The sequence below is a fragment of the Streptomyces sp. NPDC059874 genome (assembly GCF_042731135.1).
Taxonomy (GTDB): Bacteria; Actinomycetota; Actinomycetes; order Streptomycetales; family Streptomycetaceae; genus Streptomyces.
Window position 1 is genome coordinate 17,150 of record NZ_JBHWJY010000076.1, and the last position, 22,775, is coordinate 39,924.

Consider the following 22,775-nt stretch of genomic DNA (forward strand, 5'->3'; position numbering starts at 1 on the left):
GATCGTCGACAGTGGCCGAGGAGCGAGGAACGGACGTGCCTGAACCGACGGTATCGACCGTAACCGTGCTCGCGGCGGACTACTTCCGAAGCTATTCGGTCGTCGGCCTGCTGGCCGCGCTCGGTGTGCTGTTCGTGGCCGTGGCCTTCGGCGCCGGCCGCCTGCTGCGCCCGGTGGTCCCGACCCACGAGAAGCTGCTGACGTACGAATGCGGTGTGGACCCCGTGGGCGAGGGCTGGGCGCACACCCAGGTCCGCTACTACGTCTACGCGTTCCTCTACGTCATCTTCGCCGTCGACTCGATCTTCCTGTTCCCGTGGGCGACGGTGTTCGCCGCCGCCGGTTACGGCGCCACGACCCTGGTCGAGATGTTCATCTTCCTGGGCTTCCTGGCCGTCGGCCTGCTCTATGCGTACAAGAAGGGCGTCCTCGAATGGACGTGACACCTCAGCCGGTGATGCTCCCGGAGCCAAAGCGCCTCGGAGTCCTCTCCCGACTCGCCCCGGAACCGATGAAGGTGGTCCTGAACTGGGGCCGCCGGTACAGCCTGTGGGTCTTCAACTTCGGTCTGGCCTGCTGCGCGATCGAGTTCATCGCCGCGTCCATGGCCCGGCACGACTTCATCCGCCTCGGCGTGATCCCCTTCGCACCGGGGCCCCGCCAGGCCGACCTCATGATCGTCTCGGGCACGGTCACGGACAAGATGGCCCCCGCCGTCAAGCGGCTCTACGAGCAGATGCCGGAGCCCAAGTACGTCATCTCCTTCGGCGCCTGCTCCAACTGCGGCGGGCCGTACTGGGACTCGTACTCGGTCACGAAGGGCGTCGACCAGATCATTCCGGTCGACGTCTACGTGCCCGGTTGCCCGCCGCGCCCGGAGGCGCTGCTGCAGGGCATCCTCAAGCTCCAAGAGAAGATCGCCCGGGAGTCGCTGACCGAGCGCTACGCGAACGGCCCGTCCGTCGCGCAGCTCACGAGCGGTCTCGTCACGCCCCCACCCGCCCCGGGGGCCGGCGCATGAACCTCTACGACTCGCTTCCCGACGCGGCGCCGACGGTCTTCGGCGAGGAGGCCGTGGGCTCGTTCGCGTACGACCTCATGACGGTCGACGTCCCGGTCGGATCCTGGATCTCTTCCCTCGAGATCGCCCGGGACAAGCTGGCCTGCACCTACTTCGACTGGCTGAGCGCGGTCGACGAGCCGGGCACCGGCTTCCGTGTCTGCGCGCATGTCGTCTCGCTCGAAAACCGTCGCGTACGCCGCCTGCTCCTGCGTACGACGGTCCCGCACTCGGCACCCTCCCTGCCCTCCGCGGTCGCCGTCTACGCGGGCGCGGAATGGCACGAGCGCGAGACGTTCGAGATGTTCGGGATCACCTTCACGGACCACCCGCACCTGGTCCACCTCCTCCTCCCCGAGGAGTTCGAGGGCCACCCGCTGCGCAAGGACTTCGTCCTGGCCGCCCGCGTCGCCAAGGCCTGGCCCGGCGCCAAGGAGCCGGGCGAGGCGCACGATCCGGACGCGCCGAAGCGCCGCCAGATGCTTCCGCCGGGCGTCCCGGACCCCAACGACTGGGGCCCGCTGAAGGGCCAGCTCCCCCCGGCGCCCACCCGCCCGGCCCGCACTCCGCGCGCAGCCGGCGCGGCCGCCCGCGAGGGAGCCCCGGCCCGCCGCACCCGCTCGGTCACGGACGGCTCGGCCACCCAGGCCGACCCCACGGCAACCCCGGAGCCCGAGGCCCCCCGCCCGGCCCGCCGCACCCGCTCGGTCACGGAGGGCTCGGCCAGTCAGGCCACCCCGCCGGCGGCCGACGCCGCTCCGGCCCCGGCCGCTCCGGCCCCGGCCGCTCCGGCCCCGGCCGAGCCCTCGGCGACCCCGGACACCCCGGCCCCGGAACCCGAGGCGCCCCGCCCGGCCCGGCGTACCCGCTCCGCCGGTGACGGCTCCGCGAGCCAGGCGGCGGCCACCCCGCCGGAGCCGACCCGCCGCACGGCACCCCGCAGCGCGGACGCGCCCTGGCACAACCCGAAGCCGGCCTTCGACGAGCCCCCGACCCCGGCCACCCCGCCGGAGGCAACGGCACCCGAACCGACCACCGAGACCGACCCCACCCCCACCCCCGACCCCACCCCCGACCCCGACAACGGAGGCGACGCGTGAACGACGTCCTCGACGTCGCCCTGCGGCTGATCGTCGTCTTCGCCGTCTTCCTCGTGCTCCCGCTCGTCGTCGGGCAGACCGAGCACAAGGTGATGGCCCACATGCAGGGGCGCCTCGGCCCCATGTACGCCGGCGGCTTCCACGGCTGGGCCCAGCTCGTGGCCGACGGCGTGAAGTTCGCGCAGAAGGAAGACATCGTCCCGGCCAACGCCGACCGGCGGATCTTCCAGCTCGCCCCCGCCGTCGCCCTGCTGCCGTACCTCCTCGTGCTCCTCGCCATCCCGATCGGCCCCGGCGAAGGCGCCGTCGGCCAGGTCATCGACGCGGGCCTGTTCTTCGTGCTCGCGGTCATGGGCGTCGGAGTCCTCGGCTCCCTCATGGCCGGCTGGGCGTCCGCGAACAAGTTCTCCCTGCTCGGCGGCCTGCGCACCGCCGCCCAGCTGCTCGCCTACGAGCTCCCGATGCTGCTCGCCGCCGCTTCGGTGGCCATGGCGGCCGGGACGGTCTCCCTCCCCGGCATCGTCGAGGCCTTCCAGTGGTGGTGGCTGCCCTGGCAGATCGTCGGCGCGCTCGTCTTCTTCACCGCCGGCCTCGCCGAACTCCAGCGGCCCCCCTTCGACATGCCCGTCGCCGACTCCGAGATCATCTTCGGCGCGTACACCGAGTACACCGGCCTGCGCTTCGCGCTGTTCCTGCTCGCCGAGTACGCCGGCATCGTCGTCCTCTGCGGCCTCACCACCGTCCTCTTCCTCGGCGGCTGGCAGGGCCCCTTCGGGGCCGACGGCCTCGGCTGGGTCTGGACCCTGCTCAAGACCGCGGTCCTCGCCTTCGTCGTGATCTGGCTCCGCGTGAGCTACCCGCGCCTGCGCGAGGACCAGCTCCAGAAGCTCGCCTGGACCGTACTCATCCCGCTCGCGCTCGCCCAGATCGCGCTCACCGGCATCGTGAAGGTGGCGATCAACTGATGCCCATTCCCGGATCCGGCCTCGCCAAGGGCCTGGCCGTCACGCTGCGCACGATGACGAAGCGCTCGCACACGGCCCAGTACCCCGACGTCCAGCCGCAGCTCCCGCCCCGCTCCCGCGGGGTCATCGGCCTGTTCGAGGAGAACTGCACGGTCTGCATGCTCTGCGCCCGTGAGTGCCCCGACTGGTGCATCTACATCGACTCCCACAAGGAGACGGTCCCGGCCGCCACCCCCGGTGGTCGCGAGCGCAGCCGCAATGTCCTCGACCGTTTCGCCATCGACTTCTCCCTCTGCATGTACTGCGGTATCTGCATCGAGGTGTGCCCCTTCGACGCCCTCTTCTGGTCGCCGGAGTTCGAGTACGCGGAGACCGACATCCACGAACTGACCCACGAGCGCGACAAGCTCCGCGAGTGGATGTGGACCGTCCCGGCCCCGCCCGCCCTCGACCCCGCCGCCGAGGAGCCCAAGGAGATCGCCGCGGCCCGCAAGGCAGTGGAAAAGGCCGAAGCCGCCGCCGCTGCGGCAGCAGCAGCCGCCGAAGCCGAGGCAGCCCCGCCCGCCGAGCCCGGTCCCGGCGATGCCCCCGGCACGGGAGCCGGCACCGACCCGGCGGGAGGCGCCGCCTGATGCTCACCGCCCACCTCGCCGCCGGCCAAGGCAACGGCTTCCTCTCGCCGACCGGCGTCGAGATCGCCTTCGTCCTCGTCGGCCTCGCCACCCTCGGCGCGGCCCTCGTCACGGTCACCACCCGGCAGCTCGTGCACGCCGCCCTCTGGCTGGTCGTCACCCTCGGCGGCGTCGCCGTCGAGTACCTGCTGCTGACCGCGGAGTTCATCGCCTGGGTCCAGGTGCTGATCTACCTCGGTTCCGTGGTCGTCCTCCTCCTCTTCGGGCTGATGCTCACCAAGGCACCCATCGGCCGCTCCCCGGACGCCGACTCCGGCAACCGGTGGATCGCCCTCGCGGTGGCGGCCGTCTCGGCCGTCGCCCTCGTCTGGGTGGTCGTCGACGCCTTCCGTACGACCTGGATCGACCTCGACGGCCCGGTCCAGGGCTCGACGAAGGTCTCCGGCGAGATCCTCTTCCAGCACTGGGTGCTGCCCTTCGAGGCCCTCTCCGTCCTCCTCCTCGCGGCCCTGATCGGCGCCATCGTGCTGTCCCGCAAGAACGACGCCGCCCACGCCGGCAACGCCGCCAACGCCCGCAACGGCGAGAAGAAGGGGCAGCGCTGATGCACCTCGCCTACCCCGCCGTGCTCGCGGCGCTCCTCTTCTGCACGGGCCTGTACGGAGTGCTCGCCCGCCGCAACGCCATCCTGGTCCTGATGTCCGTCGAGCTGATGCTCAACGCCGTCAACCTGAACCTGGTGGCCTTCGACGTCTGGCTGCGCGACACCCTGCACGCCGGCCAGGCCCTCACCCTCTTCACCATCGCGATCGCCGCCGCCGAGATCGGCATCGGCCTCGCGATCGTGCTGATGGTGTACCGCAACCGAGGCACCTCGGACGTCGACCGGCTGCGCGACACCGTCGAGGGCAACGAGCCCGCCCCGAACAACCAGAGCGAGGTCACCGCGTGAGCACGACGACCCTCGCCGTCCTCGTCCCCCTGCTCCCCTTCCTGGGCGCGGTCGCGGGGCTCCTCCTCGGCCGCACCGCCCCCGGCTTCGTCCGGCCGCTCGCGATCCTGCCGACGCTCGCCGCCGCCGTACTGGCGGTGCTCGTCGCCGTCCGCCACGGTGGTGGAAAGGCGATCGACACCGCGACCGAGCTGACCCCGACCGGCTCGGTGCCGATCGAACTCTCGCTCCACCTGGACGGCTTCGCCGTCCTGGTCGCCGTCCTCGTCGGGGTCGTCGCCACCTGCGTACAGCTCTACTCGACGGCGTACCTCCGCGAGGACCCGCGCTACCCGTCGTATGCCGCTCTGGTCTCACTGTTCACCTCCGCCATGCTGCTCGTCGTCTACTCCGGCGACCTGATGGTGCTGCTGGTCGGCTGGGAGATCATGGGCATCTGCTCGTACTTCCTGGTCGGGCACTACTGGGAGACCGAGGCGGCCCGCTCCGCCTCCCTGAAGGCCTTCCTCGTCACCAAGCTCGGTGACGTCCCCTTCCTCATCGGTCTGTTCGCGCTCGCCGCCGACGCCGGCTCCTTCCGGATCACGAAGATCCTGGGCACCGTCGCCGCCGGCGGACTCGACCACCCGACGCTGATCGCGCTGCTCCTGCTCGCCGGAGTCGCCGGCAAGTCCGCGCAGTTCCCGCTGCACACCTGGCTTCCGGACGCCATGGCCGGCCCCACCCCGGTCTCCGCGCTGATCCACGCCGCGACGATGGTCGCCGCCGGTGTCTACTTCATCGCCCGTCTCCTCCCCGTCTTCGCGGCCTCCCGCGCCGCGCTGGTGGTCATGGCCGTCATGGCGGCCGTGACGATGGTCGGCTCCGCCCTCGCCGCCCTGGCCCAGGACGACATCAAGCGGGTGCTCGCCTACTCCACGGTCGGCCAGCTCGGCTACATGACCGGTGCCCTGGCCGTCGGCGACCGCGGCGCCGCCGTCTTCCACCTCCTGTCCCACGGCGCCTTCAAGGCGCTCCTCTTCCTCGGCGCGGGCGTGATCATCCACGCCGCCGGTACGAACTCCCTGGCCGCCATGTCCCGTATGGACGGCCTGGCCAAGCGCATCCCCGACGCCTTCTGGACGATGACGATCGCGCTGCTCGCGCTCGCCGCGATCCCGCCCTTCGCCGGCTTCTTCTCCAAGGAAGCCGTCCTGGTCGCCGCCGAGCACACCGCCACCGGCCACTCGGAGTTCGCTCCCAGCAGCGCGGGCTGGGTGGTGCTGGTCGCCGGCGTGCTCACCGCCCTGCTCACCGCCGCCTACGCCACCCGGCTCTGGCTGATGGCCTTCCGCGGCCGGGGCGCCGCCGCCCCCGACCACGGCAAGGAGCCCGTCGCCATGACCGGCGTGCTGTGGCTGCTCGCGATCCCCTCGATCGGCTTCGGCCTCGCCGCGGGTCCCCTCGCCGACTGGTTCGACGGCAAGGAGCTCACCCCGACCCTGACCACCTCGGTCCTCGGTACGGGCGCGGCGGTCATCGGCGCGATGCTCACCTACGCCCTCTGGCAGCGCGCCACGGTCAAGGCCGCCGCCACAGCGGCCACCGCCACGAAGGCCAACGGACTCGCCGCGGCCGCCGCGGTGGCCGCCACCGTCGCCGAATCCGCCGCCGAAACCCCCGAGGTGGCCGAGGTGACCCACAAGCACCCCGCCGTCCCGGCAGGCCCCGCCGCAGACCCGGGCAAGACGCTCCTCGGCCCCCTGTACCGCCACGCGGCCGTCGGCTTCCACCTCGACGCCGTCTACGACCGGCTCTTCGTCCGACCCGTCCGGGCGGCCGCGAGCCTCGTCCGCTTCCTCGACCGCGAGGTCGTGGACACGTACGTCCGCGGCGCGGGCACCGGCCCCCGGCTGCTCGGCAGCCTCGTACGCCGTGCCCAGACCGGCAACGTGCAGAGCTACCTGAGCGCCCTGCTCGCCGGCGCCGTGGTCCTGGCGATCGCCACCGCCGTCCTCGCCAACGTCAACGCCGGATCGTGAGCCGAGAGTCAGCCGTGATCGATATCAGCCCGTCCGTGATGCAGTTCCTTCTGGCGTTCGTCGTGGTCGCACCGCTCCTCGGCGCGGCCGCGGCCCTCCTGCCGGCCCCGCCCGGCCTCAAGGGCAAGAGCCCCGAACAGGCAGTGCTCCGCCACGGCGTGACCGTGACCGGCGTGATCCTCGCCGCGGCGATCGCCCTCACCCTGGGCTTCGACCACGACGCCCCGTCCCGCTTCCAGGCGACGACGGACATCAGCTGGATCCAGGCGCTGAACGTCCGGATCCACCTCGGCATCGACGGCATCTCGCTCCCCCTCCTCCTGATGACCGCGCTGCTGTTCTTCCTCTGCGCGCTCTACAGCTACTTCAAGCTCCCCGCAGGCCCTTCCCCCAGGGCCTTCGTCGCGCTGCTCCTGGTCCTGGAGTCCGGCACCCTCGCGACCTTCGCCGTCCTCGACCTGCTGCTCTTCTTCCTCGCCTTCGAGATGGTCCTCATCCCGATGTACTTCCTCATCGCCCGCTGGGGCGGTGCTCAGCGGCAGGCCGCCGCCTGGAAGTTCATCCTCTTCACCCTCCTCGGCTCCGTGGTCATGCTGCTCGGTCTGCTGCTGATCGGACTGAAGAGCGGCACCTTCGACATGGTGGCACTCGCCTCTGACAACGGCCGCGAACTGTCCCACACCACCCAGCTCCTGGCCGTTCTCGCCATCGGAATCGGCCTCGCCGTGAAGACCCCGATGTGGCCCCTGCACAGCTGGCTGCCGGACGCCCACACCGCCGCGCCCACCGTCGGCTCCGTCCTGCTCGCCGGCGTCCTGCTCAAGATGGGCACGTACGGGTTCGTCCGCATCCTGCTCCCCGCCACCCCCGACGGCATGGCCACCTTCGCCCCCTACCTGGGCGCCTTCGCCGCCGTCGGCATCGTCTACGGATCCCTCGCCTGCCTGGCCCTGGCCCGCAAGGGGAACAAGGGCGACCTCAAGCGCCTCATCGCGTACTCCTCCGTCGGCCACATGGGCTTCGTACTCCTCGGCATCGCCTCGATGACCCCCACCGGCGTCAACGGCGCGCTCTTCGCCAACATCGCCCACGGCCTGATCACCGGCCTCCTCTTCTTCCTGGTCGGCGCCCTCAAGGACCGCTACGGCACCGCCGACCTCGACACCCTCGCCGGAGCCACCGGCGCCGCCCTCTACGGCCGCGCCCCCCGCTTCGGCGCGCTCCTCGCCTTCGCCGCCGTCGCCTCCCTCGGCCTCCCCGGCCTGGCCGGCTTCTGGGGCGAGATGCTGGCCCTGTTCGGCGCGTTCGACCCCGCCGAAGGCCTGTCCCGGCCCGCCTTCCTCACCTACATGACGGCCGGCGCGTTCGGCACCCTGCTCACCGCCGCCTACCTGCTGATCGTCGTGCGGCGCGTCTGCATGGGCGACCCGAAGGCCGGGCCCGAGATCGTCCTCGCGGACGTCCAGCGCTACGAGTACGCCGCCTGGACCCCGCTCGTCGCCCTCACCGTCCTCGCCGGCCTGTGGCCCGCGGTACTGCTCGGCCTCACCGACCCGGCCGTCCAGAAGCTCCTCGCAGGAGGCAACTCATGACGGCCCTCACGGTCCTCGCCGCCGATCTCTCCGCGCAGACCCCCAGCCTCGTCCAGTCCGTCGACTGGCTCGCCATCGCGCCCGTGGTCATCCCCGCCACCGTCGCCCTGGTCGTCCTGATCGCCGACCTGTTCGTACCCGAGCGCGGCAAGCCGCTCCTCGGCTGGCTCTCCGTGGCCGGCCTGGCCGCCGCGACCGCCACCCTGCTGCCGCTGCGCGAAGGCGACCGCTCCACCTTCTGCCTCACCGGCGACCCGGCCGCCTGCAGTTACACCGCCGACCACTTCGCGCTCGTCGTCCAGTTCCTGGTGCTGGCCGGCGCCCTGGTCACGGCCCTTCTGTCGGTCACCGCCGTGCGCGACACGCGGATGCCGGCCGGCGAATACTGGTTCCTGCTGCTCTCCTCCGCGGCCGGCGCGGCCCTGCTGCCCGCCTCCCGCGACCTCGCCACCCTGATCGTCGCCCTCGAAGTGGCCTCGCTGCCCGCCTTCGCCCTCGTCGGCATGCGCCGCGGCGACCGGCTCTCCTCCGAGGCCGCCCTCAAGTTCTTCCTGTCCTCCGTCACGGCCACCGCCGTGTCGCTGATGGGCATCAGCTTCGTCTACGCCGCCACCGGCTCCCTGCACCTCACCCAGGTCGCCGACCGGCTCGACGACGTCCCCGGGCAGCTCGACACCGTCGCCATGGTCGGCGTCGCGCTCACCCTCGTCGGCTTCGCGTTCAAGACCGCGGCCGTCCCCTTCCACTTCTGGGTCCCGGACACCTACGTCGGCGCCCCCCTGCCCGTCGCCGGCTACCTCTCGGTGATCGGCAAGGCCGTCGGCTTCACCGGCCTCATCCTCGTGACGGTGATCGCCTTCCCGGCGTACTCCGACATCTGGGGACCGGCCCTCGCCGTCCTCGCCGCGCTCACCATGACCCTCGGCAACGCCGCCGCCCTGCGCCAGTCGGCGGACCGGCCGAACAGCGCCGTCCGGCTGCTCGCCTGGTCCTCCGTCGGCCAGGCCGGCTACCTCCTGGTCCCGATCGCCGCCGCCGCGTACTCCGACCGCGACCAGATCGGCTCCACCGTCGCCTACGCCCTCATGTACGCCGCGGTGAACCTCGGCGCCTTCGCCGTGGCCGCGCTCGTCGCCCGTACGAAGCCGCTCCACCGGATCAGCGACTACCGGGGCCTGTACGCCGAGCGCCCGCTGGCCGCCCTGTCGCTGGCCTTCTTCCTGCTCTGCCTGGCCGGTCTGCCGCCGGGCATCATCGGCCTCTTCGCCAAGGTCGTCGTCTTCCGCTCCGCGGTCGACGCGGGCCTGGGCTGGCTGGCCGTGATCATGGCGATCAACGTCGTCGTCGCCCTCTACTACTACCTGCGGTGGACCGCGCTCCTCTTCTCCCGCGTGCCGGAGGGCGCCGAAGGCGTCGAGCGCGTACAGACCCGTACGAAGGCCCCCTGGCCGGTCACGGCGGCCATCCTCGTCACCGCGGTCACGGCCCTCGTCCTCTCGGGCGCCCCGCAGCTCGTCCTGCGCGTCGCGTCGGGCACCCTCTTCCCGCAGTAGCAGCCCGCGGCTGCAACCCGTACGGAGTAACGCGCGCGGCCGCCGCCCATCGCCCCCACCGAAGGGGCGCCGGTCGGCGGCCGCTGCGGCATGCCCGGGAACCTGGCGCCCCCACCTCGCGTTGACCAGGAAGGGAGGGTCCACTGGACCGTAGACCCTCGGATCCATGACGGGCTCCCCTGCCGCACCACTAGGAGGGCGTACCGTGCACCGCCGGCACAACGGGCTGAAGACCGCCGTACTCCTCGGCGGGCTGTCCGCACTCATCATCCTCATCGGCAGCTTCTTCGGGCGGGGCGGCCTGATCGTCGCCGTCGTCATCGCCCTCGGGACGAACGCGTACGCGTACTGGAACAGCGACAAGCTGGCTCTACGCGCGATGCGCGCCCGCCCCGTGAGCGAGTTCGAGGCCCCCGAGCTCTACCGCATGGTGCGAGAGCTCTCCACGTCCGCGCGCCAGCCGATGCCACGCCTCTACATCTCGCCCACCGAGGCCCCCAACGCCTTCGCGACGGGCCGCAACCCGCGCAACGCCGCGGTCTGCTGCACCGAAGGCATCCTGCGGATACTCGACGAGCGAGAGCTGCGCGGAGTCATCGGCCACGAGCTCAGCCACGTCTACAACCGCGACATCCTGATCTCGTCGGTGGCCGGGGCGCTCGCCTCGGTGATCATGTTCCTGGTCAATTTCGCCTGGCTCATACCCGTGGGCCGCTCCGACGACGACGAGGGCCCGGGCCTCCTGGGCATGCTGCTCATCATGATTCTCGGCCCGCTGGCCGCCTCCGTGATCCAGCTGGCCATCAGCCGCTCGCGCGAGTACGAGGCCGACGCCTCCGGAGCCCAGCTGACCGGCGACCCGCTCGCCCTGGCCAGTGCCCTGCGCAAGCTCGACGCGGGCACCAAGCAGCTCCCGCTGCCCCCCGAGCCCCGATTGGAGACGGCGAGCCACATGATGATCGCCAATCCCTTCCGCCCGGGCCAGGGATTGTCCAAGATGTTCTCGACACACCCTCCTATGGCCGAGCGCATCGCCCGGCTCGAACAGATGGCAGGCCGCCGGCAGTGAAGACAATCCTGAACGTCATTTGGCTAGTCCTGAGCGGTATCTGGCTGTTCCTCGGCTACTGCCTCGCGGGCGTGCTCCTCTGCGTCACCATCATCGGCATCCCGTTCGGCATCGCCGCCTTCCGCATCGCGGTGTACGCGCTCTGGCCCTTCGGCTACACCACGGTCGAGCGCCGTGACTCGGGTGCCGGTTCCGCCATCGGCAACGTCCTGTGGCTGATCCTCGCCGGCTGGTGGCTCGCCCTGGGCCACATCTTCACCGGCATCGCGCTGTGCATCACGATCATCGGCATCCCCTTCGGCATCGCCAACTTCAAGATGGTCCCGCTCTCCCTGCTCCCGCTGGGCCGCGAAATCGTCCCGACGGACGCGCCGTTCGCCTCTCGGTGACCCAGGACTTCCGATTCGCCCTGTGGGGCGAGGACGAGGACCACGACGACGAGCGGCTGTGGGCGCTGTGCGAGTCGGCGGAGAACCTCTTCGCCGATCCGCCGGCGCCCGTACGCAGACGGTACGAGCTCCTCGGCTGCGCCTTCGACACGGAGGTGACCGGAGGGCTGGGGTTCCTCGCCCTGGCGGAGCTGGACAAGGCCGGCGAACCGCACTGGGGCGAGTGGTTCCTTGAAGACGTGCGGGTCCTGGGCAGCCGCCCGTGCGCGCGCGACCTGTCGCTGGTGGACGTGGCCATCGAGGCCGTCCGCTGCGACCAGCAGGCGGACTATCCACATCGGCGCCCACTCTCGGTCGGCTTCCAGCTCACCGTCGGCGCAAACACCGTTCTGGGCCGGTGCCGGGACCTCGCGGAGGTGACGCCTCCACAGGAGCCCGCGCCGCACTCCGCACGGCTCCTCGGCTGCACCCCGTACGGGCCCCTGCGCGACGTGCTGGAGGGCCGAAAGCGGCGGCTCGCGTATCGGCGGCTCCAGGCCTTGGACACAGCCGGGGAATGCCTCGCGAGCGCGGGGCACCCGGAGATCGTCGACTGGCAGCCCTCACCGTTCGGGGCGGGCCGGTACGACCTGACGGTCCACACGGACCCGCTGCCACTCGTCTGCGCGGACATCTGGCCGCTGTGGCAGGACGGGCATCCCAAGGAATCCAATCTCTGGGCGCGGTTCGACCGGATCGGACGGGAACACTGGCTGGATCCGGCCCTGGACCACCAGTCGTGGCAGGCCCCGGACCGGGCCGCCGGAGCCACCTACCACCTCGATGGACGGCACGTCACCGATGACGCCGGGTTCTTCTGTGCCCTGGGCGAGGCGATCAACGGACCCGGAGGGTACTTCGGGCGCTGCCTGAACGGAGTCTCGGACGCCCTGCGGGGACACTTCGGGGCGACGACACCCTTCTCCGTCGTCTGGCACGACCACGAGGTCGCCCGCCGCTGTCTCGGCGTGCAGCCGCTGACCAGCCGCCCGCACAGCTTCTCCGAACTCCTCGACTTCCTGCGCGAGCACCGCATCGAAGTCACCCTCGCCTGACATCTGACCGAAATGCGCAGGTCAGGACGATTGTCAGTGGCGTGGGTCACCATGAACGCATGAACGAGACCGAGCAGTTGCTGGAGCAAGTCGCAGACCGTGTGCGCAACTCCGCGCGCGGGCACGGAAGGTCCCTGCCCGCGCCGCTGGGCGCCGGGGAGATCCCCCGCGCCGAGGGCATACTCGGCTTCACCCTGCCCCCACTGTTGGCCGCGCTCTACACCCGAGTCGGGGACGGCGGATTCGGCCCAGAGCAGGGGATCCTGTCGCTGCGTGAGGCCGTCACGACCTACGAGGCCCGACGCGAGTCGGGCTGGCGCTGGCCGGAGGGCGTGCTGCCGATAGCCGACTTCGGCTGCGCCATGTACGCCTGCGTGGACTGCCGCTCCGAAACCGCCCAAGTGCTGCTGTTCGACCCGAATCCGGGGGAGCCGGACCTCGCCTGGTCCATCGACTCCCCGAGCCTGGCCGGCTGGCTCCGCGGCTGGCTCGACGGGACCGCCTGGTTCTGCGAGGAGTCCGGACTGGGGGAGGAGTACGACCTGGAGCCGGCTCCGTGGGCCGAGTTCAGATCCCGGATCTGAACCGCCGGCGCACACCGTAGGCCAGCGCTCCGACGGCCAGTACCGCCGCCCCGAAGACCGCCGAAGCGAGGGGCAGCGTGCAGGCCAGCACGACACAGCCGGACAGCCCGACAGCTGCCACGGCCCGACCCTTGACACCTGAATCGAGAGTCCACGCGGAGGCGTTCGCGATCGCGTAGTAGGCGAGCACCCCGAAGGAAGAGAAACCGATCGCTCCGCGCAGATCCGCGGTGGCCGCGAGGACGGCCACGACCGCACCCACGGCCAGCTCCGCATGGTGCGGCACCTGATGCCGGGGATGTACGGCGGCCAGCGCGCGCGGGAGGTGGCCGTCCCGGGCCATCGCCAGCGTGGTCCGCGAAACCCCGAGTACGAGGGCCAGCAGCGAGCCCAGCGCGGCCAGAGCCGCGCCCACCCGGACGACCGGGGCCAGTTCGGGCAGACCGGCCGCCCGGACCGCGTCGGCGAGCGGGGCCGTCGACCGGGCCAGCCCGTCCGCGCCGAGCACCGACAGCGCCGCCACCGCCACGGCGGCGTACACCAACAGCGCGATCCCCAGCGCGATCGGCACCGCCCGCGGGATCGTCCGCTCCGGGTCGCGCACCTCCTCGCCCAGGGTGGTGATCCGGGCGTAGCCCGCGAAGGCGAAGAACAACAGCCCGGCACCCTGCAACAGCCCGGCGACCTCCCAGTCCGCACCGCCCAGCCGCCCCGCCTCGGCGGTGTCCGAGGCCAGGCACCCCACCACCACCCCGGCCAGCACCGCCAGCACCGCCGCCACGATCAGCCGGGCCAGCCGGGCCGACTTCTGCACCCCGCCGTAGCTCGCGGCGGTCAGCGCCACCACCGCCGCGACGGCCACCGCATGCTGCTGCCCCGGCCAGACGTACGCGCCGACGGTCAGCGCCATCGCCGCGCACGAGGCCGTCTTGCCGACCACGAACCCCCAGCCGGCCAGGTACCCCCAGAAGGGCCCGAGCCGCTCGCGCCCGTACACGTACGTGCCGCCGGAGGCCGGGTACCGGGCGGCGAGCCGCGCCGAGGAGTGCGCGTTGCAGTAGGCGACGACCGCCGCCACGGCCAGGGCGGCGAGGAGCGCACCGCCCGCCGCGCGGGCCGCCGGGGCGAGGGCGGCGAAGATGCCGGCGCCGACCATCGCGCCGAGTCCGACGACGACGGCGTCGGAGACTCCCAGGGTGCGCTTCAACTCGTCTGTCACAGGCGGAGGCTAGCCGGGCCAGATGACGCCTTCACGACCGGGCAGTGACGTCCGCTCCCGCTCCCAGCCTTCCAGGGCCGTCAGGCAGGCGTGGTCGAGGTGGCGCAGCCCGCTCAGGTCGAGGCGTACGGGCCTGTCGGGCGGCAGCGCGTCCAGGGCGTCGAGCAGCTTGGGCAGGCGCAGGAAGCTGGCGTTGCCCACCACGCGGACGCACAGGCCCGTTTCCTCCCGGACCTCCTCGATGTGCACGTGGGAGGTCTCCCAGGCCGCCTTGGCGACGGCGAGCCCCAGGCCGACGAGCACCCCCTCGAAGAGGTTGGTGACCACGATCGCGGAGGCCGTGACCAGCAGCACCACCGCCTCACCCCGGTGTGTCCGCCACAGCGCGTGCACCGCCCGGGCCGGCAGCAGCTTCCAGCCGGCGTGCAGCAGCACTCCGGCTGGCGCGGCGAGCGGCACGACCTCCAGTACCCGCGGGAAGGCGACGGCGAAGAGCAGCAGCCAGCCGCCGTGGAGCACCCGGGCGGCCCGGGTGCGCGCCCCGGCCTCCACGTTCGCGGCACTGCGCACGATCACCGCGGTCATCGGGAGCGCGCCGAGCAGCCCGCACACGGTGTTCCCGAAGCCCTGGGCGACGAGCTCCCGGTCGTAGTCCGTCTTCGGCCCATCGTGCATCCGGTCGACGGCGGCCGCGCTGAACAGCGTCTCGGCGGAGGCGATCAGCGCCAGCGCCGCCACGGTCCCGAGGGCGCCGGCCGAAGCCAGCACCGCGAAGTCACCCGAGGCCGGCAGCGCCACCGCCTCCAGTACGCCCGTCACCCGCACCCGCTCGACGGGCAGCCGCAGCAGCGAGGCCGCGGCGGTGGCGGCCGCCACCCCGACGAGGGCCCCCGGCACGAGCCGCCACCGGGCGGGCATCCGTCGCCAGGCGACCATCACGGCGATGGTCCCCGCCCCGAGGGCCACGGCCGCCCAGTCGGCCCGGGCTCCGAGCTCGTGCACCCCGGCCAGCTTCGCCAGGGTGTCCCCGGGCGCCTCCACGCCGCCCAGCGCGTACAGCTGCCCGGAGATCAGCACGAGCCCGATCCCGGCCAGCATCCCGTGCACGACGGCGACCGAGATCGCCCGGAACCACCGCCCGAGCCGCAGCACCCCCATGCCCAGCTGCACCACCCCGGCGGCCAGCACCAGCACCCCGAGCGCGGGCAGGCCGTAGGACCGCACGGCCTCGTAGACGAGCACGGTGAGCCCTGCCGCGGGCCCGCTCACCTGTAGCGAGCTCCCGCGGAACCACCCGGTGACCAGCCCGCCGACCACCCCCGTGACGATCCCCAGCTCGGCCGGCACCCCGGAAGCGACAGCCACCCCCACACAGAGGGGCAACGCGACCAGTGCGACGACCACGGACGCCCCGAAGTCTTCGCGAAACGTGCCGGCCCCAGGCATGCGAGAACCCCCCTGCCACGCGGTGATGGATGCCACTCAGCGTGGTGGGCGCATTCACCACCGCCCAAGTGCCCACGGAAGCCCTCGGTGGCGCGTGCGCCGCACACGCCCCGCACACACCCCCGAGGGCCCCCGCAACGCCGCGGCCCGGCGGTCCGTGAGGACCACCGGGCCGCGTGGAGGCAGGCCGCCGACCGGGTCAGCGGTAGTTCACGAACTGGATCGCGAAGTCCAGGTCCTTGCCCTTGAGCAGCGCCTGGACCTCCTGCAGGTCGTCACGGCTCTTGGAGCTGACGCGCAGCTCCTCGCCCTGGACCTGGGCCTTGACGCCCTTGGGACCCTCGTCCCGGATGATCTTCGCGACCTTCTTGGCGTTCTCCTGGGAGATGCCCTCCTCGATCGTGGCGAAGATCTTGTACTCCTTGCCGGACAGCTGCGGCTCGCCGGCGTCCAGCGCCTTCAGCGAGATGCCGCGCTTGACCAGCTTGGTCTCGAAGACGTCCAGGACGGCCTTGACGCGCTCCTCGGAGTTCGCCTCCATCAGGATCTTGTCGCCGGACCAGGCGATCGTGGCGCCGGTGCCCTTGAAGTCGTAGCGCTGCGAGAGTTCCTTGGCGGCCTGGTTGAGGGCGTTGTCGACCTCCTGCCGCTCGACCTTCGAGACGATGTCGAAACTGGAGTCGGCCATGTGCTGTGGCTCCTTGAAGTCGGTTGTGGCGGCCCCGGAGGGCGCGGCCGGACATCCCCGGCCCGCTCCGCAAAGCCTAGCCACCGCGCCCACCCCCGGCGCTGATCAATCCGGTGGCGAAGCACCCCCGGTCATCAGGTATCGTTTACGTCGTTGCCAGGGAGCGCCGCCGCAAGGCGGAAAAAATGGCAGCAACTCTTGGCGGTGTGCCCGAGTGGCCAAAGGGAGCAGACTGTAAATCTGCCGGCTCAGCCTACCCAGGTTCGAACCCTGGCGCCGCCACGCGAGAGAGACCCCCGTTACTTGTAACGGGGGTCTTCTTCGCATTTCCCGGGGCGACCCGAAAAAGGGGTGGGCGCGGGCCGGGACGTGCAGCCATGCTGAGGACATGATCAGCATACGAAAGGCCCATGCCGCGTAAGCCCCCTTCGCAGGTCCGAGCGGACCTGCCCCGAGCCCCCCGCTCCTGGGAGAGCCGCGCCGTCATACCGGGCCTCTCCGGCAAGACCCTTGCGGAGATCGCCCGTCTCGAGGCGAACCACCGCCACCTCGGGGCCGGCGCCGCCCACCGGGCCTTCAGGCACTGGCACTGGACGGCCCACCAGCGCGGACCCTGGGGGGTCTACCCCGAACACGACCAGTGCTGCGACCCGAGTACGGGCTGCCGGGGCACCCTGGAGCGGGTTCGGCTCAGCCTCCCGAGACCCGCGGGGCGCGAACTGCGCGCCGTACTGGCGCCGCTCGACGAGCGGTTCCTCGCCCGTACCCTCAACGATCCGTTCGCCCCGCCGGGCGATCCGTGGTGGTGTCGGCGGCTGGAGAGTCGGTGAGCGCCGCCTGCCAGGACCAGGAGGTGCGGCGCAGCCGCTCATCGACCGCATCGTCACGCTCTCCTGTTCGTTCACCAGGGGTGAAATGGACATCTGACACACGGGGGAAGGTCGGCGGCGGGGTGCTCATCGCCCTGCTCGGAGCCGGCCTGCCCGCACTGGTGGGAGCGGCGCTCGACACGCACGTGGGGGAGCCCTACCAGGAGACCAGGCTCTACTTCGGCACCGATCGCCCCGGCGGGCGGGGCCCGATCGGGGAGCGGGAGTTCATGCGGTTCCTGGACCGGGAGATCACCCCCGCCTTCCCCGAGGGGCTGACCGTCCACGACGGGTACGGCCAGTGGCGGGGCAGCGACGGCAAGACCGTCCGCGAGACCTCCTACGAGGTGGTGCTGCTGTACCCCGAGAAGGAGGCCGACGAGCGGAACGCGCGCGTCGAGCGGATCCGCCGGGCGTACGAGGACCAGTACCAGCAGGATTCGGTCGGGCGGTCCGACGACAAGGTGAGCGCCGAGTTCTGAGGCGCGGGGAACGCGGGGAAGGCCGGCCGACGGGCCGTCAATTGCCCGCGACGTCCTTGACGGCCACCGTGACCGGGGTCGAACCGGCGGTCAGCTCCAGCGTCAGGCCCGCCGTCGCCGGGGTCTCCACCAGCTCGGCCAGCACCGCCGCCACATCGTCCCGAGGGACGGCCCCGTGACCCGTGTGCGCCTCCAGGCGGACCAGGCCGGTACCAGCGTCGTCGACGAGCGAGCCGGGGCGCAGCACCGTCCACTCCAGGCCCAGCCGGGTACGGACGTGGTCGTCGGCTTCGCCCTTGGCCCGCAGGTAGGCGTCGAAGACCTCGTCGCCGTCGTGCCGCGCGTCGGCGCCCATCGAAGAGACCATCAGGAAGCGGCGCACGCGGGCCCGTTCGGCCGCGTCGGCGAAGAGGACCGCCGCGCCCCGGTCCACGGTGTCCTTGCGCGCGATGCCACTGCCGGGGCCCGCGCCGGCGGCGAACACCGCCACGTCCGCGCCCTGCAGGATGCCCGCCACGTGCTCGACCGACGCCGACTCCAGGTCGCACAGCACCGGCTCGGCGCCCACCTCCCTGAGGTCGTCGCCCTGTGCCGGGTCGCGGATGACGCCCGCGACCTCGTACCCGCGCGCGGAGAGCAGGCGCTCCAGCCGCAGCGCGATCTGACCGTGTCCACCCGCGATGACGATGCGCATGTCCCGACCGTACGACGAGCCGGGCGCCCCCGCCCGCGAACGCACGGGAAACCTCAGGGACCGGGCTCCGTACGGCCCTGCCGGGGCAGGTCCAGGGCCACCGCGACGGCGGAGTCGCAGTACTCCCGTACGGCACTCGTACGGGCTACCACCCGCCCGCGGTGGATCACGATCCGGCTGTACGCGAGGGACAGCACGCCCGCGATCCGGTCCCCGCGCACGGCGAGCAGCTCCGCCGGGAAGCCGGCCTCCACCCGCACCTCCGGCAGGCCCATGGCCTCCCGGGCGCAGGCGCTGACCGACTCGTAGGCCTCGCCCGCCCGGAGCCCGCCCTGGGAGGCCAGCAGGTACGCGGCCTCCAGCGGGTCGCCGCGGCCGACCGGGTTCCCGGCGTCCCGCAGCGCCCCGCTGCCGGCCGAGACCCGGACCCCGGCGGCGCGCAGCAGCCGTACGGGCGCGGTGCGCAGCCCGCGGCGCTCCAGGGCCGCGCAGTCGCCCTGCGGGAGGCAGGTCACCCGTACGCCGGCCGCGGCCAGCTGGTCGGCGGCGCGGGCCGCCGCGTCCAGCGGGAGCCGGGACAGGCCGCCGCAGGGGCCGATGGTGACCCCGGGGCGCAGCCCGCCGGCCATGGCCGCGAGCCGGGAGAGGCGGGCGGGGTCGTCACCGTCCGTGTGCAGGTCCACGGGGCAGCCGTGCTCGCCGGCGAGCTCCAGGACGGCTTCGAGGAAGCCGGTCGGGTCGGGGTCCAGGTCGGGACAGCCGCCGATCACGGAGGCGCCCATCTTGACCGCGTCGCGCAGCATGGCGAGCCCGTCCGCGCCGGCGACGCCGGTCAGCAGCCGGGGGACGGCCACGGCGGTGAGGTCGGCCAGCCCGCGCAGGGAGCGACGGGCCTGGAGCACGGCCTCCAGGGGGCCGAGGCCGTGGACGTCGCCGATCCGCACGTGCGAGCGCACGGCGGTGGCGCCGTGGCCCAGCTGGAGCAGGGCGGCCTCGGTGGCGCGGCGCTGGACTTCGTCGGGGGTGTACGAGACGGGCCCCTCGCCGTCGGCGGTCAGGGCGGTGTCCCCGTGGGCGTGCGGCTCGGCGGGAGCGGGGAGCAGCAGGTAACCGCTCAGGTCGACCCGGGACAGGGCGGGGGCGGGGAGGCTGCCCGCGGTGCCGACGGCCTGGATGCGGCCGCCGCTGAGGCGGACGTCGACGGTACGGCCGTCGGTGAGGCGGGCCCCGGCGAGCAGCAGGGTGGTGGCTTCGGCGGCGGCTGCGTTGCCGAGGCCGCCGCCCTCGCCACGGCCGTTGCGCGGGGAGTGGAATGGCTGCTGCGGCTGGCTGTCGGACATCGCGCTCCTGCGGTGGCTCGGGCGGTTCCTGGGCCCCTGGCCGCGGCCCGCGGCCCAAGATCACGCAGCGTGCTCAGAGCCTAGGGCGCGGCGCACCCCGCTTCGCGGAAGAGCGCAATAGTCGTACCGGTGTGGTGCCCACGCGTCCCGGCGTGCGGGGGTGGGGGTGGTGGGGGTGGGGAGGGTGGGGAGGGGGAGTGGGCCCGGCAGTGACACCGGCCACATTTCGGGTGAGAACGGGGGTGAGGGCGGCTTGGCGGCTGATCGAGAAAGGCAGGCGAACCCCCTCGGAGCCCTGTCCCCGCAAAGGATTTGGGCGATGGGCGGGCAACCGTGTAATGTCTTCATCGCTCGCCCCAATAGCTCAGTCGGTAGAGCGTCTCCATGGTAAGGAGAAGGTCTGCGGTTCGATTCCGCATTGGGGCTCTGGTGAGAGAGGTTCCCCACCCTTGGGTGGGGAGCTGATCACATCAAAGCGGCGTAGCTCAGTCGGTAGAGCAAGCGGCTCATAATCGCTGTGTCACCGGTTCAAGTCCGGTCGCCGCTACACACAGTAGCCGATTGCGGGGTCGGTCTCCCGATCGGCTACTCTTTTATGCGTTCATCCGTCCCATAGTCCGTCAAGGAGCACTCACGTGGCTGCCACCGACGTCCGCCCGAAGATCACGCTGGCCTGCGTGGAGTGCAAGGAGCGGAACTACATCACCAAGAAGAACCGGCGTAACAACCCGGACCGTCTTGAGATGAAGAAGCACTGCCCGCGTTGCAACTCGCACACCGCGCACCGCGAGACCCGCTGACCCCAGCGAAGTCTCGTATAACAGGCACCGTCATGAGGTCGTCCCCTTCATCGGGGGGCGGCCTCGTGTCGTTTCCGCGTCTGGCCGACTGTCCGTCACTGTCTGTCCGTCTGTTTGGCCTGCCGGTCGGCCCGGTCGGCCCGGTCACCTGTCCTCTTGTCCTTGTGATTGCACCTGTTTCTCTGTGGAGGTAGTGAGTCATGGCTCTCGACCAGTCCTTCGTGGGGCGGAGCTACCCGCCCACCGATCCGTATGAGGTCGGCCGGGAGAAGATCCGCGAATTCGCGGTCGCGGTGGGTGACGACAATCCCGTCTACACGGACCCCGAAGCAGCGAAGGCGCACGGCTACCCCGATGTGATCGCTCCGCCGACTTTCGTGTTCGCCATCACTTTCGCCGCGGCGAGCCAGGTGATCGAGGATCCGCAGCTGGGGCTGGACTACAGCCGCGTCGTGCACGGCGACCAGAAGTTCGCCTACTCGCGCCCGGTGCGCGCGGGTGACCGCCTCTCGGTGGCTTCCACCATCGAGGCCGTGAAGTCGCTGGCGGGCAACGACATCATCGACATCCGCGGCGAGGTCCACGACGAGACCGGCGAGCACGTGGTGACGGCGTGGACGAAGCTCGTCTCCCGCGCCCCCGAGGAGGCCTGACATGGCAGCGCAGATCCAGTACGACGACGTCGAGGTCGGCACCGAACTGCCGGCGGCGTCCTTCCCCGTGACACGCGCCACGCTGGTGCGGTACGCGGGTGCCTCGGGTGACTTCAACCCGATCCACTGGAACGAGAAGTTCGCCAAGGAAGTCGGCCTGCCTGACGTGATCGCGCACGGCATGTTCACCATGGCCGAAGCGATCCGCGTGGTCACCGACTGGGTGGGCGACCCGGGCGCGGTGGTCGAGTACGGCGTGCGCTTCACGAAGCCGGTGGTGGTCCCGAACGACGACCAGGGCGGGCTGATCGAGGTCACGGCCAAGGTCGCGGCGAAGCTGGACGACAAGCGGGTCAGGGTGGACCTGACGGCGATGAGCGCGGGCCAGAAGGTACTGGGAATGTCGCGCGCGGTGGTCGAGCTGAGCTGAGGCCACGCGGTTCCGGCGTACGGGCGGGCTTCGGGAGCGGAGCCTTCGGCGGCCGGAATCAGAGGTCTTGGGGGTTTCCCGTCAGTCCCATAGTCCTTCCGTGTCGGGCCGGCCTGTCAAGGGCGCTCCCTTCGGTCGCGTCGCTTCGCGATGTCGCTGCGCTCCACCCTTGACAGGCCGTCCCGCCCCGGAAAGACAAGAGACTGCCGGGAAACCCCCAAAAGAACGGGCCGGTCCGAGGGAAATGGACGGGCCCATCAGCGATGGGCGGCGGGGTTCCGGGCGGCAAGCCCGGCCCGGGCCCTTCCAGCCCTCTCTCCGGGCCGGGCAGGCGACCAACCTCCCCGAAACCCCGACCACAAGCCCCTCGGGGGAGGGCGGGCGCGTCAAATCGCTACGCGCTCCTCGACGACGGCGTCCGACGGCCGTCTGGGGCTGGTCATAGGCCGCCACGGATCGCTACGCGCTTCTCCCGATCAGCGTCCGACGGCCGTCTGGGGCTGGTTATAGGCCGCGACGGATCGCTACACAGCTGACGTCGTCTGGCGTCGATCAGCCCGGCGTGGGTTGAACATAGGCCGCCCACGAAGGTCAGTTGAGACGCCTCGTGGGCGTCTGCGGGTCCGTTGAGTGGTTCTCGGCGGCCTGACGGAGTCGTATGTCGGTGATCTCAACCTCTCACTCCGGCAAGAGGCATTACGGCGTCGCGAGCAGCCGCTAACAGGCCGCAGTCGCCCGCTTTGGGTGCATTTGTAGCGATTGTGGGCGGCTTATGTCCAGCCCCAGACGGTCGTCGGACGCCGTCGTCGAGGAGCGCGTAGCGATCTGGGGCGTGGGGCCCGTCTGACCTCCCGCCGGCGTCATTTGGTCGCTGTTTGGGGGTGGTTGGGCTGCCCCCGACCCTGAGGGCGGTGTTGATGGGCCCGGGCCGGGGCCTGCTGCCGGGAAACCGGCCGTCCATCGGGACCGCCCCGTCCATTTGCTTCTGACCCGGCCCGTTCTTTTGGGGGTTTCCTGGCAGTCTCTTGTCTTTCCGTGGCGGGACGGCCTGTCAAGGGCGGCCGCAGGCCGTCGCGCAGCGACGCGACCGAAGGGAGCGCCCTTGACAGGCCGGCCCGACACGGAAGGACTATGGGACTGACG

Annotated in this window: 24 protein-coding genes and 3 tRNA genes; 22 read left to right on the forward strand and 5 right to left on the reverse strand. The window is 71.6% G+C overall.

The window, feature by feature from the left end; translation table 11 throughout:
- Window positions 1-35: 35 nt before the first annotated feature.
- The 14 genes from ACFV9H_RS32210 to ACFV9H_RS32275 all read left to right on the forward strand — a co-directional run bounded on the left by ACFV9H_RS32210 (window position 36) and on the right by ACFV9H_RS32275 (window position 13,011).
- Complete coding sequence (locus tag ACFV9H_RS32210; RefSeq protein WP_030710243.1) at window positions 36-443, forward strand: NADH-quinone oxidoreductase subunit A; 408 nt, start codon at window positions 36-38, stop codon at window positions 441-443.
- A complete protein-coding gene (locus ACFV9H_RS32215; RefSeq protein ID WP_385405231.1) occupies window positions 434-1,021 on the forward strand; it encodes an NADH-quinone oxidoreductase subunit B in 588 nt (195 codons plus the stop codon). Before ACFV9H_RS32210 ends, ACFV9H_RS32215 begins: the two co-directional genes overlap by 10 nt.
- Window positions 1,018-2,160: an NADH-quinone oxidoreductase subunit C gene (locus ACFV9H_RS32220; protein ID WP_385405233.1), complete on the forward strand. Its 1,143-nt coding sequence runs from the start codon at window positions 1,018-1,020 to the stop codon at window positions 2,158-2,160. The genes ACFV9H_RS32215 and ACFV9H_RS32220 overlap by 4 nt, the downstream gene beginning before the upstream one ends.
- On the forward strand, window positions 2,157-3,125 hold the full coding sequence (locus ACFV9H_RS32225) for an NADH-quinone oxidoreductase subunit H (RefSeq protein WP_385405235.1): 969 nt from the start codon (window positions 2,157-2,159) through the stop codon (window positions 3,123-3,125). Before ACFV9H_RS32220 ends, ACFV9H_RS32225 begins: the two co-directional genes overlap by 4 nt.
- On the forward strand, window positions 3,122-3,757 hold the full coding sequence (locus tag ACFV9H_RS32230) for a NuoI/complex I 23 kDa subunit family protein (RefSeq protein ID WP_385405280.1): 636 nt from the start codon (window positions 3,122-3,124) through the stop codon (window positions 3,755-3,757). Before ACFV9H_RS32225 ends, ACFV9H_RS32230 begins: the two co-directional genes overlap by 4 nt.
- Complete coding sequence (locus tag ACFV9H_RS32235) at window positions 3,757-4,362, forward strand: NADH-quinone oxidoreductase subunit J (RefSeq protein WP_385405238.1); 606 nt, start codon at window positions 3,757-3,759, stop codon at window positions 4,360-4,362. Before ACFV9H_RS32230 ends, ACFV9H_RS32235 begins: the two co-directional genes overlap by 1 nt.
- Window positions 4,362-4,709 (forward strand): NADH-quinone oxidoreductase subunit NuoK, encoded by a 348-nt coding sequence (gene nuoK / locus ACFV9H_RS32240; RefSeq protein ID WP_385405240.1) that lies wholly within the window; start codon window positions 4,362-4,364, stop codon window positions 4,707-4,709. Before ACFV9H_RS32235 ends, nuoK begins: the two co-directional genes overlap by 1 nt.
- Window positions 4,706-6,730 (forward strand): NADH-quinone oxidoreductase subunit L, encoded by a 2,025-nt coding sequence (locus tag ACFV9H_RS32245; protein ID WP_385405242.1) that lies wholly within the window; start codon window positions 4,706-4,708, stop codon window positions 6,728-6,730. Before nuoK ends, ACFV9H_RS32245 begins: the two co-directional genes overlap by 4 nt.
- A 38-nt stretch (window positions 6,731-6,768) precedes the next feature.
- The gene (locus ACFV9H_RS32250) at window positions 6,769-8,322 is read left to right on the forward strand and encodes a NuoM family protein (protein WP_385405282.1); all 1,554 of its coding nucleotides are present in this window, start codon (window positions 6,769-6,771) and stop codon (window positions 8,320-8,322) included.
- On the forward strand, window positions 8,319-9,875 hold the full coding sequence (locus ACFV9H_RS32255; RefSeq protein ID WP_385405245.1) for an NADH-quinone oxidoreductase subunit N: 1,557 nt from the start codon (window positions 8,319-8,321) through the stop codon (window positions 9,873-9,875). Before ACFV9H_RS32250 ends, ACFV9H_RS32255 begins: the two co-directional genes overlap by 4 nt.
- Before the next feature lie 205 nt (window positions 9,876-10,080).
- Window positions 10,081-10,944, forward strand: a complete 864-nt coding sequence (gene htpX, locus ACFV9H_RS32260) for a zinc metalloprotease HtpX (protein WP_385405248.1) — start codon at window positions 10,081-10,083, stop codon at window positions 10,942-10,944.
- Entirely contained in the window at window positions 10,941-11,333 is a 393-nt protein-coding gene (locus tag ACFV9H_RS32265; protein ID WP_385405251.1) for a YccF domain-containing protein, read from the forward strand. Before htpX ends, ACFV9H_RS32265 begins: the two co-directional genes overlap by 4 nt.
- Window positions 11,330-12,427, forward strand: a complete 1,098-nt coding sequence (locus ACFV9H_RS32270; protein WP_385405253.1) for a hypothetical protein — start codon at window positions 11,330-11,332, stop codon at window positions 12,425-12,427. Before ACFV9H_RS32265 ends, ACFV9H_RS32270 begins: the two co-directional genes overlap by 4 nt.
- Before the next feature lie 59 nt (window positions 12,428-12,486).
- Window positions 12,487-13,011 (forward strand): SMI1/KNR4 family protein, encoded by a 525-nt coding sequence (locus tag ACFV9H_RS32275; protein WP_385405255.1) that lies wholly within the window; start codon window positions 12,487-12,489, stop codon window positions 13,009-13,011.
- Here the strand turns inward: ACFV9H_RS32275 and ACFV9H_RS32280 are convergent.
- The 3 genes from ACFV9H_RS32280 to ACFV9H_RS32290 form a co-directional block, all read right to left on the reverse strand.
- Window positions 12,995-14,230 carry an APC family permease gene (locus ACFV9H_RS32280; RefSeq protein ID WP_385405257.1) on the reverse strand — a complete coding sequence of 412 codons (1,236 nt, stop codon included), beginning with the start codon at window positions 14,228-14,230 and terminating at the stop codon, window positions 12,995-12,997. The genes ACFV9H_RS32275 and ACFV9H_RS32280 overlap by 17 nt on opposite strands.
- A gap of 9 nt (window positions 14,231-14,239) precedes the next feature.
- Window positions 14,240-15,676 (reverse strand): SulP family inorganic anion transporter, encoded by a 1,437-nt coding sequence (locus ACFV9H_RS32285; protein WP_385405260.1) that lies wholly within the window; start codon window positions 15,674-15,676, stop codon window positions 14,240-14,242.
- Between the two features lie 199 nt (window positions 15,677-15,875).
- Entirely contained in the window at window positions 15,876-16,364 is a 489-nt protein-coding gene (locus ACFV9H_RS32290; RefSeq protein ID WP_069924001.1) for a YajQ family cyclic di-GMP-binding protein, read from the reverse strand.
- Between the two features lie 200 nt (window positions 16,365-16,564).
- On the opposite strand from ACFV9H_RS32290, the gene ACFV9H_RS32295 reads away from it, so the two are divergent.
- From ACFV9H_RS32295 to ACFV9H_RS32305, 3 genes are all read left to right on the forward strand, one after another.
- Window positions 16,565-16,646 (forward strand) — tRNA-Tyr (locus ACFV9H_RS32295).
- Window positions 16,647-16,774: 128 nt separating this feature from the next.
- Entirely contained in the window at window positions 16,775-17,194 is a 420-nt protein-coding gene (locus ACFV9H_RS32300; protein ID WP_385405263.1) for a hypothetical protein, read from the forward strand.
- Window positions 17,195-17,274: 80 nt separating this feature from the next.
- On the forward strand, window positions 17,275-17,715 hold the full coding sequence (locus ACFV9H_RS32305; protein ID WP_385405265.1) for a DUF3574 domain-containing protein: 441 nt from the start codon (window positions 17,275-17,277) through the stop codon (window positions 17,713-17,715).
- Between the two features lie 37 nt (window positions 17,716-17,752).
- Here ACFV9H_RS32305 and ACFV9H_RS32310 read toward each other — a convergent pair whose 3' ends face one another.
- Together ACFV9H_RS32310 and ACFV9H_RS32315 are read right to left on the reverse strand one after the other, a co-directional pair.
- Window positions 17,753-18,409: an SDR family oxidoreductase gene (locus ACFV9H_RS32310; protein WP_385405267.1), complete on the reverse strand. Its 657-nt coding sequence runs from the start codon at window positions 18,407-18,409 to the stop codon at window positions 17,753-17,755.
- Window positions 18,410-18,462: 53 nt separating this feature from the next.
- Window positions 18,463-19,749, reverse strand: a complete 1,287-nt coding sequence (locus ACFV9H_RS32315) for an amidohydrolase family protein (protein ID WP_385405269.1) — start codon at window positions 19,747-19,749, stop codon at window positions 18,463-18,465.
- A gap of 353 nt (window positions 19,750-20,102) precedes the next feature.
- Here ACFV9H_RS32315 and ACFV9H_RS32320 point away from each other — a divergent pair.
- The 5 genes from ACFV9H_RS32320 to ACFV9H_RS32340 all read left to right on the forward strand — a co-directional run bounded on the left by ACFV9H_RS32320 (window position 20,103) and on the right by ACFV9H_RS32340 (window position 21,632).
- A tRNA-Thr gene (locus tag ACFV9H_RS32320) sits at window positions 20,103-20,175 on the forward strand.
- Window positions 20,176-20,223: 48 nt separating this feature from the next.
- Window positions 20,224-20,296: transfer RNA gene (locus tag ACFV9H_RS32325), tRNA-Met, on the forward strand.
- Between the two features lie 88 nt (window positions 20,297-20,384).
- Complete coding sequence (gene rpmG / locus ACFV9H_RS32330; RefSeq protein WP_003956487.1) at window positions 20,385-20,549, forward strand: 50S ribosomal protein L33; 165 nt, start codon at window positions 20,385-20,387, stop codon at window positions 20,547-20,549.
- A 200-nt stretch (window positions 20,550-20,749) separates the two neighbouring features.
- On the forward strand, window positions 20,750-21,202 hold the full coding sequence (locus ACFV9H_RS32335; protein WP_385405272.1) for a MaoC family dehydratase N-terminal domain-containing protein: 453 nt from the start codon (window positions 20,750-20,752) through the stop codon (window positions 21,200-21,202).
- Window position 21,203: 1 nt separating this feature from the next.
- Entirely contained in the window at window positions 21,204-21,632 is a 429-nt protein-coding gene (locus ACFV9H_RS32340; protein ID WP_385405274.1) for a MaoC family dehydratase, read from the forward strand.
- Window positions 21,633-22,775 lie beyond the last annotated feature (1,143 nt).